Source organism: Bacteroides helcogenes P 36-108 (assembly GCF_000186225.1).
GTDB classification, from domain to species: Bacteria; Bacteroidota; Bacteroidia; order Bacteroidales; family Bacteroidaceae; genus Bacteroides; species Bacteroides helcogenes.
The window spans coordinates 3,750,350-3,767,656 of the sequence record NC_014933.1 but is presented as its reverse complement, the minus strand read 5'-3'; the positions used below and the strand labels follow the sequence as shown (position 1 = coordinate 3,767,656).

Below are 17,307 nucleotides of genomic sequence, written 5' to 3'. Positions count from 1 at the left end.
TATATAGGTAAAGATAAACTTTTAATAAACCGAGCGTCCTGAACAGAGCAAAGACCGGCAGCAATGCCGATTGACAATACTTTTACAATGAAGAGTTTGATCCTGGCTCAGGATGAACGCTAGCTACAGGCTTAACACATGCAAGTCGAGGGGCAGCATTGTCATAGCAATATGACAGATGGCGACCGGCGCACGGGTGAGTAACACGTATCCAACCTGCCTTCCACTCGGGAATAGCCTTTCGAAAGAAAGATTAATGCCCGATGGCACTGAAAGAGGTCATCCTTTTTCAGTTAAAGAATTTCGGTGGAAGATGGGGATGCGTTCCATTAGCTTGTTGGCGGGGTAACGGCCCACCAAGGCATCGATGGATAGGGGTTCTGAGAGGAAGGTCCCCCACATTGGAACTGAGACACGGTCCAAACTCCTACGGGAGGCAGCAGTGAGGAATATTGGTCAATGGGCGGGAGCCTGAACCAGCCAAGTAGCGTGAAGGATGACTGCCCTATGGGTTGTAAACTTCTTTTATAAGGGAATAAAACGGGCCACGTGTGGCCTTTTGCATGTACCTTATGAATAAGGATCGGCTAACTCCGTGCCAGCAGCCGCGGTAATACGGAGGATCCGAGCGTTATCCGGATTTATTGGGTTTAAAGGGAGCGCAGACGGGGTCTTAAGTCAGTTGTGAAAGTTTGCGGCTCAACCGTAAAATTGCAGTTGATACTGGGGCTCTTGAGTGCAGTATAGGCAGGCGGAATTCGTGGTGTAGCGGTGAAATGCTTAGATATCACGAAGAACTCCGATTGCGAAGGCAGCCTGCTGGACTGTAACTGACGTTCATGCTCGAAAGTGCGGGTATCAAACAGGATTAGATACCCTGGTAGTCCGCACAGTAAACGATGAATACTCGCTGTTGGCGATACACAGTCAGCGGCCAAGCGAAAGCGTTAAGTATTCCACCTGGGGAGTACGCCGGCAACGGTGAAACTCAAAGGAATTGACGGGGGCCCGCACAAGCGGAGGAACATGTGGTTTAATTCGATGATACGCGAGGAACCTTACCCGGGCTTGAATTGCTAATGAATATGGCGGAAACGTCATAGCCGCAAGGCATTAGTGAAGGTGCTGCATGGTTGTCGTCAGCTCGTGCCGTGAGGTGTCGGCTTAAGTGCCATAACGAGCGCAACCCTTATCTATAGTTACCATCAGGCAATGCTGGGGACTCTATGGAGACTGCCGTCGTAAGATGTGAGGAAGGTTGGGATGACGTCAAATCAGCACGGCCCTTACGTCCGGGGCTACACACGTGTTACAATGGGGGGTACAGAAGGCAGCTACACAGCGATGTGATGCTAATCCCAAAAACCTCTCTCAGTTCGGACTGGAGTCTGCAACCCGACTCCACGAAGCTGGATTCGCTAGTAATCGCGCATCAGCCACGGCGCGGTGAATACGTTCCCGGGCCTTGTACACACCGCCCGTCAAGCCATGAAAGCCGGGGGTACCTGAAGTGCGTAACCGCGAGGAGCGCCCTAGGGTAAAACTGGTGATTGGGGCTAAGTCGTAACAAGGTAGCCGTACCGGAAGGTGCGGCTGGAACACCTCCTTTCTGGAGCGACGCTCACGTTACGCCAATCTTCAATGATTGACACTATTAAAAGTTGGTTCTTTCAGTGATACTGACATCAGAACCTCTTTGTACTACGCGTACTTGTTTATTATGATATAATGAGAAAGAAGAAGCCGAGCCGTAAGGCGAGGTTGAACTCGACAGTCCTATAGCTCAGTTGGTTAGAGCGCTACACTGATAATGTAGAGGTCGGCAGTTCAACTCTGCCTGGGACTACGTAAAGAGTTAGAAGTTGACAGTTCAAAGTTGATGGTTATTGTAACTTTCATCTTTCCACTTTCCACTTTCAACTAAAAAACGGGGGATTAGCTCAGCTGGCTAGAGCACCTGCTTTGCACGCAGGGGGTCAACGGTTCGAATCCGTTATTCTCCACATTCCATTCATTTGGAAGATGATCTTTGACATGATGTAACGAAAAAAGTAAAGTAAGAGCTGAAAGTATATATCGACCATACGTGATCGGTAAGACAAAAAGTAAGCAAGGGCGCATGGCGGATGCCTTGGCTCTCGGAGGCGATGAAGGACGTGATAAGCTGCGATAAGCTTCGGGTAGGTGCAAATGACCTTTGATCCGGAGATTTCCGAATGGGACAACCCGGTTAGTTGAAGACTAACCATTCTGCATAGCAGAAGGCTAACGCAGGGAACTGAAACATCTTAGTACCTGCAGGAACAGAAAATAAATAATGATTCCCCCAGTAGTGGCGAGCGAACGGGGAACAGCCCAAACCATACATGTTACGGCATGTATGGGGTTGTAGGACCACGTCGTGGGACGAAAGTTGGTGAGTGGAATGATCTGGAAAGTTCAGTCATAGACGGTGACAACCCGGTACACGAAGCCGACCGAACCTTAGTGGTATCCTGAGTAGCGCGGAGCACGAGGAATTCTGCGTGAATCTGCCGGGACCATCCGGTAAGGCTAAATACTCCCGAGAGACCGATAGTGAACCAGTACCGTGAGGGAAAGGTGAAAAGCACTTCGAACAGAAGAGTGAAATAGTTCCTGAAACCATGCGCCTACAAGCGGTCGGAGCACCTTTTGGTGTGACGGCGTGCCTTTTGCATAATGAACCTACGAGTTACTTTTTCCGGCGAGGTTAAGCGACTCAGTCGCGTATCCGAAGCGAAAGCGAGTCTTAATAGGGCGTATAGTCGGAAGGAGTAGACGCGAAACCAAGTGATCTACCCTTGGGCAGGTTGAAGGATGGGTAACACCATCTGGAGGACCGAACCAATAAGCGTTGAAAAGCTTCTGGATGACCTGAGGGTGGGGGTGAAAGGCTAATCAAACTTGGAGATAGCTCGTACTCCCCGAAATGCATTTAGGTGCAGCCTTGACTTATACTGGTATGAGGTAGAGCGACTGATAAGATGCGAGGGCTTCACCGCCTATCAAGTCTTGACAAACTCCGAATGCGTACCAGTTCTATGTCAGGAGTGAGGGCATGGGTGCTAAGGTCCATGTCCTAAAGGAGAACAATCCGGACCAACAGCTAAGGTCCCGAAATGAACACTAAGTTGAACTAACGAAGTCAGATTGCTAAGACAGCTAGGATGTTGGCTTGGAAGCAGCCATTCATTTAAAGAGTGCGTAACAGCTCACTAGTCGAGGAGTTTGGCGTGGATAATAATCGGGCATAAGTGTTCTACCGAAGCTTTGGGATGAGAAATCATCGGTAGGGGAGCATTCCACTCGGCGTTGAAGGCGGGGCGTGAGCCCTTCTGGAGCGTGTGGAAAAGCAAATGTAGGTATAAGTAACGATAAAGGGGGTGGGAAACCCCCTCGCCGAAAGACTAAGGTTTCCTGATCAACGCTAATCGGATCAGGGTCAGTCGGGTCCTAAGGCTCAGCCGAACGGCGAGGCCGATGGCAGAACCGGTTAATATTCCGGTACTACCTTCAGGAGTGACGTGGAGACGGAGCAGTGACAATGCCGCCATCTGACGGAATAGATGGTTGAAGGGTGTAGATGTTGATTGTGCCAGGCAAATCCGGTGCAAGAGTCGAACCTGACAGTACGGAGCGTTCTTCGAACAATCCGATAGCGCATGTAATCATACTCCCGAGAAAATCCGCTAAACTTCATCCTGTTGGTACCCGTACCGTAAACGGACACACGTAGTCGGGTTGAATATACTAAGGCGCTTGAGTGAATCACGGTTAAGGAACTAGGCAAATTGACCCTGTAACTTCGGGATAAAGGGTCCTCACAGCAATGTGAGGCGCAGAGAATAGGTCCAGGCAACTGTTTAACAAAAACACAGGGCTATGCGAAATGGAAACATGAGGTATATAGCCTGACACCTGCCCGGTGCTGGAAGGTTAAGAGGAGATGTCATCGCAAGAGAAGCATTGAATTGAAGCCCCAGTAAACGGCGGCCGTAACTATAACGGTCCTAAGGTAGCGAAATTCCTTGTCGGGTAAGTTCCGACCTGCACGAATGGTGTAATGATCTGGACGCTGTCTCAACCGTGAGCTCAGTGAAATTGTAGTATCGGTGAAGATGCCGATTACCCGCGATGGGACGAAAAGACCCCGTGAACCTTTACTATAGCTTAACATTGAATTTGGGTGATTGATGTGTAGGATAGGCCGGAGGCTTTGAATCAGGTACGCCAGTATTTGTGGAGCCGCTGTTGAAATACGGCCCTTTGATTATTTGAGTTCTAACCCGCTGATGCGGGGACACTGTTTGGTGGGTAGTTTGACTGGGGTGGTCGCCTCCAAAAGTGTAACGGAGGCTTCTAAAGGTGCCCTCACGACGATTGGTAACCGTCGGCAGAGTGTAATGGCATAAGGGCGCTTGACTGGGAGACTGACAAGTCGATCAGGTAGGAAACTAGAGCATAGTGATCCGGTGTTTCCGTATGGAAGGGACATCGCTCAAAGGATAAAAGGTACTCCGGGGATAACAGGCTGATCCCTCCCAAGAGCTCATATCGACGGAGGGGTTTGGCACCTCGATGTCGGCTCGTCACATCCTGGGGCTGGAGAAGGTCCCAAGGGTTGGGCTGTTCGCCCATTAAAGTGGCACGCGAGCTGGGTTCAGAACGTCGTGAGACAGTTCGGTCTCTATCTATCGTGGGCGTATGAAATTTGCGTGGCTCTGACACTAGTACGAGAGGACCGTGTTGGACTGACCTCTGGTTTACCGGTTGTGCCGCCAGGTGCATTGCCGGGTATCTAAGTCGGGATTGGATAAGTGCTGAAAGCATCTAAGTACGAAGCCAGCCACAAGATTAGATTTCTCAGGGTCGTCAAAGACTATGACGTTGATAGGATGCAGGTGTACAGGCAGCGATGTCACAGCCGAGCATTACTAATTGCCCGTTGACTTTTTGTCTTCCGTAGTATGGGGGATATATACGTTCAGCATATCGTAATGATTAATTACGCATGACTTTACTTTTTGCATCATGTCTGCCTTATTCAGGTGACTACAGCACCGGGGTTCCACCTCTTCCCATTCCGAACAGAGAAGTTAAGCCCGGTCACGCCGATGGTACTGCGTAACAGTGGGAGAGTAGGTAGTCGCCGTTTTAGAGAAGCCCCCGTATTCCGGAAAGAATGCGGGGGCTTTATTTGTTTTGGTATTTTCATAAACTTTTCTTATATTTGCCACAAACTAATTTTATCAACGTTTAAAGTAAATTGAAAGTATGAAAACTAAAGTTTTATTGGTTGCTGTGGCCGTGGCATTTTCTTTTGCAGTAACTTCCTGTGGCAATAAAAAGGCTACTGATGCCAATAGTGTAACTGCAGATTCTTGTTGTGCTGCAAAAACGGAACAATGTGATTCTGCAAAGACTTGTTGCAAGACTGCTGATTCTGCCTCTTGTGATAGTGCCAACTGTGCTAAGGAGTGTGACAAGGCTGCTTGCGATAAAAAGGAATGCAGCAAAGCGTGTGACAAGAAATAATTCAATGCCCGTCTTGAATTTTTTCATAGATAAAAGGTATATCTCAATGATATACCTTTTTTGTTATATATTAAAGTAATAAAAGAGAAATAACTTATGAACTGATTATTTTTTAAAGAAAAAAGTAATGAATTACTTTGTGAGCTGCGAAATAATCTCTACCTTTGCAACATCAAAATAAAAAAATGATGATTCAGAACTTTACATATATTCTACTGTGTGGTATTATTATTCTACTGGCAAAGTTTAGTGGAAGTGAGTGCTGTGCGTGAATATATGTAAGATGAAACGATATACTAAGCCTTTCTCACTTCCCGGTGCGAAAGGCTTTTTTTATGGAATATATATTATAAATACAATAAGCAATGAGTGACAAGTTATTTATTTTCGACACGACTCTCCGTGATGGTGAACAGGTTCCGGGATGCCAGTTGAATACGGTAGAGAAAATTCAGGTTGCCAAGCAGTTGGAAGCGTTGGGTGTGGATGTGATTGAAGCCGGATTCCCTATTTCGAGTCCGGGTGACTTTAATTCTGTGATTGAAATTTCAAAGGCTGTGACATGGCCTACCATCTGCGCTTTGACACGTGCTGTGCAGAAAGACATTGATGTAGCCGCAGATGCTTTGCGGTTTGCCAAGCATAAACGCATCCATACAGGAATAGGCACTTCTGATTCTCATATCAAATATAAATTCAATTCTAACCGTGAAGAAATTATAGAGCGTGCAGTTGCTGCCGTAAAGTATGCCCGCCGATTTGTGGATGATGTCGAGTTTTACGCCGAAGATGCGGGACGAACGGATAATGAATATCTGGCTCGTGTAGTGGAAGCCGTAATCAGAGCCGGAGCCACAGTGGTGAATATCCCTGATACAACAGGCTATTGCTTGCCTGCCGAATATGGCGCGAAGATTAAATATCTGATGGAGAATGTGGACGGTGTTCATAACGCTATCATTTCCACTCATTGCCACAATGATCTTGGAATGGCCACTGCAAACACAATGGCAGGTGTGCTGAACGGTGCGCGTCAAGTGGAGGTTACAATCAATGGTATCGGCGAGCGTGCTGGAAATACCTCTTTGGAAGAAGTGGCGATGATTATCAAATGCCATAAGGACATTGAAATTGAAACCAACATCAATACTCAAAAAATCTACCCAACGAGCCGTATGGTATCCAGCTTAATGAATATGCCGGTTCAGCCCAATAAGGCTATCGTAGGGCGTAATGCTTTCGCTCATTCTTCGGGCATCCATCAGGATGGCGTATTGAAAAATGTGCAGACGTATGAAATTATTGACCCGCACGATGTAGGTATCGATGATAACTCTATCGTACTGACTGCTCGCAGTGGACGTGCGGCTTTGAAAAATCGTCTGCAGATATTGGGCATGCAGTTGGATCAGGAAAAACTGGATAAGGTTTATGAAGAGTTTCTGAAACTTGCCGATAAGAAGAAGGATATCAATGATGATGATATTCTGGTGTTGGCCGGTGCTGACCGTACCCAGAATCATCGTGTCAAATTAGAATACCTGCAGGTGACCAGTGGAGTGGGAGTTCGTTCTGTGGCCAGTCTGGGACTGAATATTTCCGGTGAGAGGTTTGAAGCGGCAGCCAGTGGAAATGGTCCGGTGGATGCAGCTATCAAAGCTCTGAAGAAAATCATCGACCGTCACATGACCTTGAAAGAGTTCACAATCCAGGCTATCAGTAAGGGTAGCGATGATATGGGCAAGGTACACATGCAGGTGGAATATGATAATTGTATCTATTATGGCTTCGGAGCCAATACTGATATTATTGCGGCGTCTGTGGAAGCCTATATCGACTGTATCAACAAGTTCAAAATGTAAATCCAATCATAATCGTAAATAGTTAAACCGTACATAACAAGATGAATACATTATTTGATAAAATCTGGGATGCCCACTTGGTACAAGAGGTGGAAGAGGGGCCCACACAGCTTTACATCGACCGTCTCTATTGCCATGAAGTGACCAGTCCGCAGGCTTTCTCCGGTTTGCGCGAGCGCGGCATCAAGTGCTTCCGTCCGGAGAAGATTTTCTGTATGCCCGACCACAATACGCCGACGCACGATCAGGACAAACCCATCGAAGACCCTGTATCGAAGACACAGGTGGATACATTGGCCAAGAATGCGAAGGATTTCGGATTGGCGCATTTCGGGATGATGGATCAAAAGAATGGTATCATTCATGTGGTGGGGCCTGAGCGTGGGCTGACTTTACCCGGCATGACCATTGTGTGTGGCGATTCGCATACATCGACCCACGGTGCGATGGGGGCAGTGGCTTTCGGCATCGGTACGAGTGAGGTAGAAATGGTGATGGCTTCGCAGTGCATTCTTCAGACTCGTCCTAAAACAATGCGTATCACTATCGATGGCAAGCTTGGAAAAGGGGTGACGGCCAAAGACATGGCTTTGTACATGATGTCTAAAATGACAACCAGTGGGGCGACAGGCTATTTCGTAGAATATGCCGGTGAAGCAGTGCGTGGTTTGACGATGGAGGGCAGACTGACTTTGTGCAACCTGAGTATTGAAATGGGTGCGCGTGGCGGGATGGTTGCTCCGGATGAAGTGACTTTTGAGTACATCAAAGGACGTGAATATGCTCCGAAAGGTGAAGCGTGGAACAAGGCATTGGCTTATTGGAAAACGTTGAAGACCGATGAAAATGCAGTTTTCGATAAAGAAGTGCATTTTGCTGCTGAAGATATCGAGCCGATGATTACTTACGGAACCAACCCCGGTATGGGTATGGGCATCACACAAAACATCCCGACCACCGAAGGTATGGGAGAGGCGGCACGGGCTTCTTTCATGAAGTCTATGGACTATATGGGCTTCCAACCGGGCGAGTCGCTGCTGGGCAAGAAGATAGACTATGTGTTCTTAGGAGCCTGTACCAATGGCCGCATCGAGGATTTCCGCGCCTTTGCCTCCCTCGTGAATGGACGTCAAAAGGCGGAGGGCGTAGTGGCATGGTTGGTTCCTGGTTCTTGGATGGTAGATACACAGATTCGTGAAGAAGGGTTGGATAAGATTCTTGGAGAGGCGGGATTTGTGATCCGTCAGCCGGGATGTTCCGCTTGTCTGGCAATGAATGATGACAAGATTCCGGCAGGAAAATACTCGGTTTCTACCAGTAACCGTAACTTTGAAGGCCGTCAGGGACCGGGTGCACGTACCTTGCTTGCCAGTCCGCTGGTGGCAGCCGCGGCTGCGGTGACGGGTGTGATAACCGATCCGAGGGAGCTGATTTAACCTGCGTAACACTGAAGTAAGGCGTTTCCGCTTGGAAGATTGGGCATGATTGCGGTACTTCCGTATAAGTACTACGGCGTATAGCCTTGCCCGTTTCAAGAAAGATATAGAGATGGCCTCCGTGGCATCATAAAACAATTAAAAAGACTAAGACAATGAAACAAAAATTCGATATACTGACAAGCACTTGCGTACCCCTCCCTCTGGAGAATGTGGATACCGACCAGATAATCCCCGCACGCTTCCTGAAGGCCACCACCCGCGAAGAAAAGTTTTTCGGCGACAACCTGTTCCGCGACTGGCGCTATCGTCCGGACGGCTCGCTGAATGAGGACTTCGTACTGAACAATCCCGCTTATGGCGGACAAATCTTGGTGGCCGGAAAGAATTTCGGTTCGGGTTCCAGCCGCGAACATGCTGCATGGGCCATTGCCGGATATGGCTTCCGGGTGGTAGTCTCCAGTTTCTTTGCCGACATCCACAAGAACAACGAACTGAACAACTTCGTTCTTCCCGTGGTAGTGACCGAGCCGTTCTTGCAAGAGCTGTTCGGCTCTATCGCCGCCGACCCGAAGACAGAGGTGGAAGTGAATCTGCCTGAGCAGACCATTACCAACAAGGCTACGGGCCGGAGCGAACGTTTTGAAATCAACGCCTACAAGAAGCATTGCCTGATGAACGGATTGGACGACATCGATTTCCTGGTAGAAAACAAGGATAAGATAGAAAACTGGGAGAAAAAAAATGAAGCCTAATCATCCGAAAATAGAAATCATGGATACCACGCTCCGCGATGGCGAACAGACCAGTGGAGTGTCCTTTGTACCCCATGAGAAGCTGATGATTGCCCGTTTATTGCTGGAAGATTTGAAGGTGGATCGGGTGGAAGTGGCTTCTGCCAGGGTATCCGAAGGTGAATTTGATGCTGTAAAGATGATTTGTGACTGGGCTGCCCGCCGCAATATGCTGCCGAGAGTGGAAGTGCTGGGCTTTGTGGACGGACACGTGTCGGTGGACTGGATTCACGCTACCGGTTGCCGTGTCATCAACCTGCTGTGCAAAGGCTCGCTGAAGCATTGCACTTGTCAGCTTCAAAAGAGTCTTGAGGAGCATATAGAAGATATTCTCGCTGTGGTGAATTATGCCAATGAGCAGGATATGGAGGTGAATGTCTATCTGGAAGACTGGAGTAACGGTATGAAAGATTCTCCGGAATATGTTTTTCAACTGATGGATGCTTTGATTCAGACCAATATACAGCGTTATATGCTGCCCGATACGCTGGGCATCTTGAATCCTCTGCAGGTCATCGAATTCATGAGGAAGATGGTTAAGCGCTATCCCCATACCCATTTTGATTTCCATGCCCATAATGACTACGATCTTGCCGTGAGTAATGTGCTGGCTGCTGTTTTGAGTGGTTGCAGAGGTCTGCATACCACGATCAATGGTTTGGGCGAACGTGCGGGAAATGCTCCTCTTGCCAGTGTTCAGGCCATTTTGAAAGATCATTTCAGTGCGATCACCAGTATTGATGAGAGTCGGTTGAATGACGTGAGCCGGGTAGTCGAATCCTATTCGGGCATTGTAATCCCTGCCAACAAACCGATTGTCGGCGAAAACGTCTTCACACAGGTTGCGGGCGTGCATGCCGATGGTGACAATAAAAGTAATCTTTACTGTAACGACCTGCTGCCCGAACGTTTTGGACGTAAGCGGGAATACGCTTTGGGTAAAAACAGCGGTAAGGCAAATATCCGTAAGAATCTGGAAGATTTGGGCTTGCAATTGGATGAGGATGCCATGCGCAAAGTTACAGAGCGCATCATCGAGTTGGGAGACAAGAAGGAGTTGGTGACACAGGAAGATTTGCCTTACATCGTTTCGGACGTGTTGAAGCATGGTGTGGTGGAAGAACGTGTGAATCTTAAAAGCTATATCGTGAATCTGGCTTTTGGATTGAAACCTATGGCCACATTGAGAATTGAGATCAATGGTAAGGAGTACGAAGAAAGCTCCAGCGGCGATGGTCAGTACGATGCCTTTGTACGTGCGTTGCGCAAGGTCTATAAGGTGACTTTGGGACGTAAGTTCCCGATGTTGACCAACTATGCTGTAACCATCCCTCCCGGCGGACGCACCGATGCCTTTGTGCAAACCGTGATTACTTGGAGCTATGAGGATAAGATATTCCGTACCCGCGGACTCGATGCCGACCAGACGGAAGCGGCCATCAAGGCGACGGTGAAGATGCTGAATATTATTGAAGGAGAATACGGTAAATAAAATATTAATTATGACTTATAAAACAGTAAGGGATTATTTTGAGAGAAAACCTAATGCAAGCTATTTGTTTTTTGCTTGCGTGATATTTTTGTTCCGTGTTTTCTTGAATTGGTATGGAAATGATGTACAGCTTGTCACCCTTTTAGATGTGATATGTGTGCTTATGTTAACTGCCGGCTTTGTGGCAGGCGACCGCATTCGTCGCAAAAACAAAGCGATGAAAGATAAAATAGAGAATGAATTGAAAAAGAAATAAACTATTATGGACTTTAAAATTGCAGTATTGGCCGGTGACGGTATCGGCCCCGAAATCTCTGCCGTAGGGGTAGATGTAATGACCGCCGTTTGTGAGAAATTCGGACACAAAGTAAACTATGAGTATGCCATCTGTGGTGCAGACGCTATCGACAAAGTGGGCGACCCGTTCCCCGAAGCCACTTATCAGACTTGCAAGGATGCCGACGCGGTGCTCTTCTCTGCCGTAGGCGACCCGAAATTCGACAATAACCCGACGGCCAAAGTGCGTCCCGAACAAGGTTTGCTGGCCATGCGCAAGCGGTTGGGCTTGTTTGCCAACATCCGTCCGGTGCAGACTTTCAAATGCCTGCTTCACAAGTCGCCGCTTCGTGCGGAACTGGTGGATGGCGCAGACTTTATCTGCATCCGCGAGCTGACCGGAGGCATGTACTTTGGTGAAAAATATCAGGACAATGACAAGGCGTATGACACGAATATGTACACTCGTCCGGAGATTGAGCGCATCTTGAAGGTAGGCTTTGAATATGCCATGAAGCGCAACAAGCACCTCACGGTGGTGGATAAGGCGAATGTACTTGCTTCTTCCCGCTTGTGGAGAAAGATTGCGCAGGAAATGGCTCCCCGCTATCCCGAAGTGAATACCGACTATATGTATGTGGACAATGCCGCCATGCGCATGATTCAGGAGCCGAAGTTCTTTGATGTGATGGTGACGGAGAATACGTTCGGCGACATCTTGACAGATGAAGGCTCTTGTATCAGCGGTTCGATGGGATTGCTTCCGTCTGCTTCCACCGGAGAAAGCACACCGGTGTTTGAGCCGATTCACGGCTCGTGGCCGCAGGCTAAGGGCTTGAATATAGCCAATCCGTTGGCGCAGATACTTTCCGTGGCCATGTTGTTCGAGTATTTCGATCTGAAAGAGGAGGGGGCGCTGATCCGCAAGGTGGTAGATGCTTCGCTCGATGCCAATGTGCGCACACCTGAAATCCAGGTGGAAGGTGGCGCTAAATATGGAACAAAAGAAGTTGGCGCCTGGATTGTGAATCGCATTAAGTGCTAATCTTCATTAATGAAACAAAGGAACGGAAGGATTTTTCTTAACTTTGCGAGGCTGTATCAGGGGTGATTCCTGATGCAGCCTCTTTTGTTGAATCACGTGAATGCGATATAAGGAATATCTCCGATACCAGTAGAACAGTGCCGGGATGCAGGTAGAAAAATTGCGGAACATAGGTAGAAAAGTTCTAAAGGTTAAGAAGAAAAAATGTTTTCCACTTGAAGAAATCTCTGTTCGCAGTGCGCGAATACATATTTGCGGTGCTCGGATACATATCCGCGCGGCTCGGACAAGCATTCGCAAACGTTGGACAGAACACACTGTTTAGGCAGATGCTCCCTTATTCCGTTCACGCTAAAATAAAATTCTGTATATGGCAAAGATTGCAAAGAAACTGACGGAACTCATCGGTCATACACCGCTGATGGAATTGGCCGGATATAGCGGCAAGTACGGATTGTGCCGGGATATACTGGCCAAACTGGAAGCCTTTAATCCGGCAGGAAGTGTAAAAGATCGCGTGGCACTTGCCATGATTGAAGATGCCGAAGCACGTGGAATTCTGGCCCCCGGTGCTACAATCATCGAGCCTACCAGTGGAAATACGGGAGTGGGACTGGCGATGGTGGCGACCATAAAAGGATATCATCTCATTCTGACTATGCCTGAGACTATGAGCATTGAGCGTCGTAATTTGTTGAAGGCTTTGGGAGCTGAGATTGTGCTGACAGATGGGGTGTCCGGTATGGCAGGTTCTATTTCAAAAGCTCTGGAACTGAAAGATAAAATCGTCGGTTCTGTCATTTTGCAGCAGTTCGATAACCCTTCCAACGTCAAGGTGCATGAACTGACTACCGGAGAAGAAATCTGGACGGATACAGATGGAAAAGTAGATGTTTTTGTTGCCGGTGTAGGTACGGGAGGCACGGTCTGTGGCGTGGCGCGCGCTTTGAAAAAACACAACCCTGATGTTTATATCGTGGCAGTGGAGCCTGCCTCTTCCCCCGTATTGGAAGGCGGAACGGCAGCTTCTCACCGCATTCAGGGCATCGGCGCCAATTTCGTCCCCTCCATTTACGATGCCTCTTTGGTGGATGAAATAATTCCTGTGCCTGATGACGAGGCCATTCGTGCCGGTCGCGAGTTGTCTTCTACCGAAGGGCTGCTGGCCGGAATATCGTCCGGCGCGGCGGTTTATGCGGCTCGCTTGCTGGCCGGCCGTCCCGAATTTGCCGGCAAAATGATTGTAGCCTTGCTGCCTGACACCGGTGAACGGTATCTGTCAACGGAACTGTTTGCTTTTGATACTTATCCTTTGGATTGATAATAATCTGTTATGAAGAAATTTATTCTTTTCTCCGTCGTATGGAGTATGGCAGCCGTTTCCGCCTTCTGCCAGACTTATAAGGAACTTAGTGAGCGTGCGCTTGCCGCTACGGAGCAGGACAGTCTGGCGCAGGCCGAAGAATATATCGTGAAGGCTTTGAGGCTGGAACCTGCCAATCCGCATAATGCCTTGTTGTTTTCCAATCTGGGTACGATACAGCGTCGCCGGAGTGAATATGAGAAGGCGCTCGAATCTTATACCTTCGCACTGAATATCGCGCCGCGTGCAGTTTCCATCCTGCTGAACCGTGCCGCAATTTATCTTGAATTGGGCAAAGATGAATTGGCTCGGATGGACTATTCGCTTGCCTTGGATATAGAGGCCGACAATCAGGAGGCTTTGCTGATGCGTGCCTATATTTATAGGCAGAAACGGGATTATAAAGCAGCAAGAGCTGATTATGAACGATTTTTGAAACTGAATCCTTTGAGTTACAACGGGCGTCTGGGGCTGGCTACTCTGGCACAGAAGGAAGGTAAATATGAAGAATCGCTCTCTTTGTTAAATAAAATGATAGCGGATAAAATGGACGGTAGTACGCAAATTACGACATCTCTTTATGCTGTCCTCTATATAGCACGCGCCGGCGTTGAGAAAGATATGAAGCATGTTGATCTGGCATTGATAGATTTGGAGGAGGGGCTTGACCTGGATGCCGCACAGCCCGAAGCCTATCTGGCGCGAGGCCAGATTTATCTTTCCCAAAAGAAAAAGGACTTAGCAAAACGTGACTTTGAGAAAGCCGTATCTTTGGGAATCTCTCAGGCAGAGGTGCGCGGACTGTTGCAGCAGTGTAAATGATCTTAGCAATATTTGCGTATCAGTTCGATAAAGTCTTTACCGTATTTTTTCTTTTTATATTCACCTATGCCGCTGATGTTGCCAAACTCCTCTATGGTGGTGGGGCGTGAAGCGCTGAGCAAATGTAGCACCTTGTCGGACAGCACGATATAGGCAGGCAGCGCTTCTTGGTCGGCAAGGCGCTTACGGAGGCTGCGTAGGGCTTCGAACAATTCTTCGCTTTCTGTATTGGGCAGTCCCAAAGGCAGCTCTTGTACGGGAGCACTGGATTTGCGTTTACGTCCCCGTTTGCTGTCTGCGGCTTCTTCCCGGCGGATCACCACAAGCTGCGCACTGCATCTCCCAAATAAGACATCACTGCCGCTTGCAGTGATTTTCAAGTGATTGTTTTCATTGTAGGCTATCTCGAAGTAGCCCAACTGGAGCATTTGCAGCAGGTAATCCTGCCAATCACGGGCAGGTACTTCACGTCCGGCTCCGAATGTTTTCAGATGGTGGTAGCCACGTTCGGCTATTTCGGAACTCAAAGTGCCTCTTAGGATGTCAACCAGCATTCCCGTACCTATCTGCTGATCTGTACGCACGATGGCACTCAATGCTTTTTGTACAATTATAGTACCATCAAATCGTTCCGGAGGATTCTTGCAGACATCGCAGTTTCCGCAGTCGTGTGCGGTGTTTTCTCCGAAATAACTGAGCAGAATCCGGCGGCGGCAGATGTCGGCTTCGGCATACTGCTGCATGCGTTGCAGCTTCTCTATATTGATGCTTTGCTGTCCGCTTTCCGTAGCAAATTTTGTGAGCAGAATGAGGTCTGCCAGTGAATAGAAGAGGAGGGTGTCACTTGGCAGCCCGTCTCTTCCGGCACGGCCTATTTCCTGATAGAAGCTTTCGATGCTTTTTGGTAAATTATAATGAATTACCCAGCGTACATTGCTCTTGTCGATACCCATTCCGAAGGCGATAGTGGCGCATACCACTTGTACACGGTCATTGATAAAATCATCTTGTGCCTCGTCTCTTTTGGCGGCAGACAACCCGGCATGGTAGATGGCTGCCTTGATGCCCTGCTTTTGTAGCATTTGTGCTACCGACTCTGTTTTACTCCGGCTCATGCAGTAGATGATGCCGCATTCTCCCGGATGCCGGTTGATAAAATCAAGAATAGCCTTGCCCTTTTCCTTTTGTTGATACCCGCGCTTTACTGTAAGGCTCAGGTTGGGGCGATCGAAAGATGAGATGAAAATCTTCGGTTGGTTAAGATGGAGTTGTTTAATAATATCCTCACGGGTAATCTTGTCGGCAGTAGCGGTCAGTGCAATGATGGGAATTTGTGGAAATTGTTGGTGCAGAACTCCCATTTGTGTATATTCCGGACGGAAATCATGTCCCCACTGTGAGATGCAGTGTGCTTCGTCGATGGCGAATAAAGAGATGTGCATATCCCGCAGTAAATAGTTGGCTTCAGCCAATAGTTTTTCGGGTGAGATATAGAGCAGTTTTAATTTGCCTTCCATGCACAAGCGGCGCAGGGACGCATTTTCCGTCTCATCATTGTTGCTGTTCAGCGCACCGGCGGCAATACCGTTGGCACACAGGGTTTCGACCTGATCTTTCATCAATGATATAAGGGGAGAAACCACTACGGCAGTGCCTTCGCAAAGCAACGCCGGCAGTTGGTAACAAATGGATTTTCCACCACCTGTTGGCATTAGTACTAATGCATCCTTGCGGTCTAACAAATGACGGATGATCGTCTCTTGCAAAGGACGGAAACTGTCATAACCGAAATATGTTTTGAGAGTTTGCAGCATAAAATTTCAGGATATATATTTTATGGAGCAAAGGTACACTAATTATTGTATAAAGTACAAATTGCAATTCATGTTGATTTTATATAGCACTGTTTTAGTCAAAAGTTAAAGTTTCTTATTAATTGGTTTCGCAGCCTTCTTTTCAACCTTTTTCGTTGTTTACATATCAAAAATATGTACGGGAAAAGTTGCGTATTAAAAAAAAATGTCAGACTTTTGTAAAGTCTAAGGGAAAATCCTTTGGATTTCCAATTTTAAACAACCCTAACCAGTTAATTCAATGAGTGATTTAGAAAACAAGGCACAGGAAAAGGCTCCGAAGAAACGTCCTTACAACCTGCGCGAGAAGAAAGAAAAGGAGGCTGCCTACCGTTCCTTGATACGTCCGGAATTGGCAGATGAGTTGTATGACAGGATATTGAATATCGTGGTCGTGCAGAAAAAGTACAGAGATCAAGACTATTCAGCTAAAGATTTGGCAAAAGAGTTACAGACGAACACCCGCTATTTGTCAGCAGTGGTAAATTCGCGTTTCGGTATGAATTATTCTTGCTTACTGAATGAATACAGGGTAAAAGAAGCAATGCATTTGTTGACAGACAAGAGATATGCCGACAAGAATGTGGAAGAAATCAGTACGATGGTTGGTTTTGCAAACCGCCAGTCTTTCTATGCCGCTTTTTACAAAAATGTAGGTGAGACTCCCAACGGTTATCGTAAAAGACACGCAGATAAAAAGAAATAATTCTGCATGACTGAATGTATAAAAAAGGAAATATTTCGGAACGTTTGTTTCGAAATACTTCCTTTTCGTCTTTATTAATGATACACTCTAATGCCCCGACGC

Annotated in this window: 11 protein-coding genes, 2 tRNA genes and 3 rRNA genes; 15 read left to right on the top strand and 1 reads right to left on the bottom strand. The window is 47.6% G+C overall.

From position 1 onward, the window contains the following. The first annotated feature begins 84 nt into the window (after window positions 1-84). The 14 genes from BACHE_RS15650 to BACHE_RS15585 all read left to right on the top strand — a co-directional run bounded on the left by BACHE_RS15650 (window position 85) and on the right by BACHE_RS15585 (window position 14,646). Window positions 85-1,609, top strand: a 16S ribosomal RNA gene (locus BACHE_RS15650). Window positions 1,610-1,772: 163 nt separating this feature from the next. Next, a tRNA-Ile gene (locus BACHE_RS15645) sits at window positions 1,773-1,846 on the top strand. A gap of 83 nt (window positions 1,847-1,929) precedes the next feature. After that, window positions 1,930-2,003 (top strand) — tRNA-Ala (locus tag BACHE_RS15640). Window positions 2,004-2,099: 96 nt separating this feature from the next. Beyond that, window positions 2,100-4,979: ribosomal RNA gene (locus tag BACHE_RS15635) — 23S ribosomal RNA — on the top strand. 86 nt (window positions 4,980-5,065) lie between these two features. Then, window positions 5,066-5,176: ribosomal RNA gene (gene rrf, locus BACHE_RS15630) — 5S ribosomal RNA — on the top strand. Together the 16S, 23S and 5S rRNA genes with 2 tRNA genes alongside form the textbook arrangement of a ribosomal RNA operon. Window positions 5,177-5,295: 119 nt before the next feature. Continuing rightward, window positions 5,296-5,556 (top strand): hypothetical protein, encoded by a 261-nt coding sequence (locus tag BACHE_RS15625; RefSeq protein ID WP_013548685.1) that lies wholly within the window; start codon window positions 5,296-5,298, stop codon window positions 5,554-5,556. A gap of 365 nt (window positions 5,557-5,921) precedes the next feature. Further along, window positions 5,922-7,418, top strand: a complete 1,497-nt coding sequence (locus BACHE_RS15620) for a 2-isopropylmalate synthase (RefSeq protein ID WP_013548684.1) — start codon at window positions 5,922-5,924, stop codon at window positions 7,416-7,418. A gap of 41 nt (window positions 7,419-7,459) precedes the next feature. Beyond that, window positions 7,460-8,854, top strand: a complete 1,395-nt coding sequence (leuC, locus tag BACHE_RS15615) for a 3-isopropylmalate dehydratase large subunit (protein ID WP_013548683.1) — start codon at window positions 7,460-7,462, stop codon at window positions 8,852-8,854. 155 nt (window positions 8,855-9,009) lie between these two features. After that, window positions 9,010-9,609 carry a 3-isopropylmalate dehydratase small subunit gene (gene leuD / locus BACHE_RS15610; protein ID WP_013548682.1) on the top strand — a complete coding sequence of 200 codons (600 nt, stop codon included), beginning with the start codon at window positions 9,010-9,012 and terminating at the stop codon, window positions 9,607-9,609. Then, window positions 9,599-11,140, top strand: coding sequence for an alpha-isopropylmalate synthase regulatory domain-containing protein (locus tag BACHE_RS15605; protein WP_013548681.1), 1,542 nt, complete (start codon window positions 9,599-9,601; stop codon window positions 11,138-11,140). Before leuD ends, BACHE_RS15605 begins: the two co-directional genes overlap by 11 nt. Window positions 11,141-11,150: 10 nt before the next feature. Continuing rightward, window positions 11,151-11,396, top strand: coding sequence for a hypothetical protein (locus tag BACHE_RS15600; protein WP_013548680.1), 246 nt, complete (start codon window positions 11,151-11,153; stop codon window positions 11,394-11,396). A gap of 6 nt (window positions 11,397-11,402) precedes the next feature. Next, window positions 11,403-12,461 (top strand): 3-isopropylmalate dehydrogenase, encoded by a 1,059-nt coding sequence (gene leuB, locus BACHE_RS15595; RefSeq protein ID WP_013548679.1) that lies wholly within the window; start codon window positions 11,403-11,405, stop codon window positions 12,459-12,461. Window positions 12,462-12,831: 370 nt separating this feature from the next. Continuing rightward, window positions 12,832-13,782 (top strand): cysteine synthase A, encoded by a 951-nt coding sequence (gene cysK / locus BACHE_RS15590; protein WP_013548678.1) that lies wholly within the window; start codon window positions 12,832-12,834, stop codon window positions 13,780-13,782. Window positions 13,783-13,794: 12 nt separating this feature from the next. Beyond that, window positions 13,795-14,646 carry a tetratricopeptide repeat protein gene (locus tag BACHE_RS15585; protein ID WP_013548677.1) on the top strand — a complete coding sequence of 284 codons (852 nt, stop codon included), beginning with the start codon at window positions 13,795-13,797 and terminating at the stop codon, window positions 14,644-14,646. A gap of 2 nt (window positions 14,647-14,648) precedes the next feature. On the opposite strand, the gene recQ is transcribed toward BACHE_RS15585, so the two are convergent. Further along, the gene (gene recQ, locus BACHE_RS15580) at window positions 14,649-16,460 is read right to left on the bottom strand and encodes a DNA helicase RecQ (protein WP_013548676.1); all 1,812 of its coding nucleotides are present in this window, start codon (window positions 16,458-16,460) and stop codon (window positions 14,649-14,651) included. A gap of 280 nt (window positions 16,461-16,740) precedes the next feature. On the opposite strand from recQ, the gene BACHE_RS15575 reads away from it, so the two are divergent. Next, window positions 16,741-17,205, top strand: coding sequence for a helix-turn-helix domain-containing protein (locus BACHE_RS15575; protein ID WP_013548675.1), 465 nt, complete (start codon window positions 16,741-16,743; stop codon window positions 17,203-17,205). The last annotated feature ends 102 nt before the right edge of the window (window positions 17,206-17,307 follow it).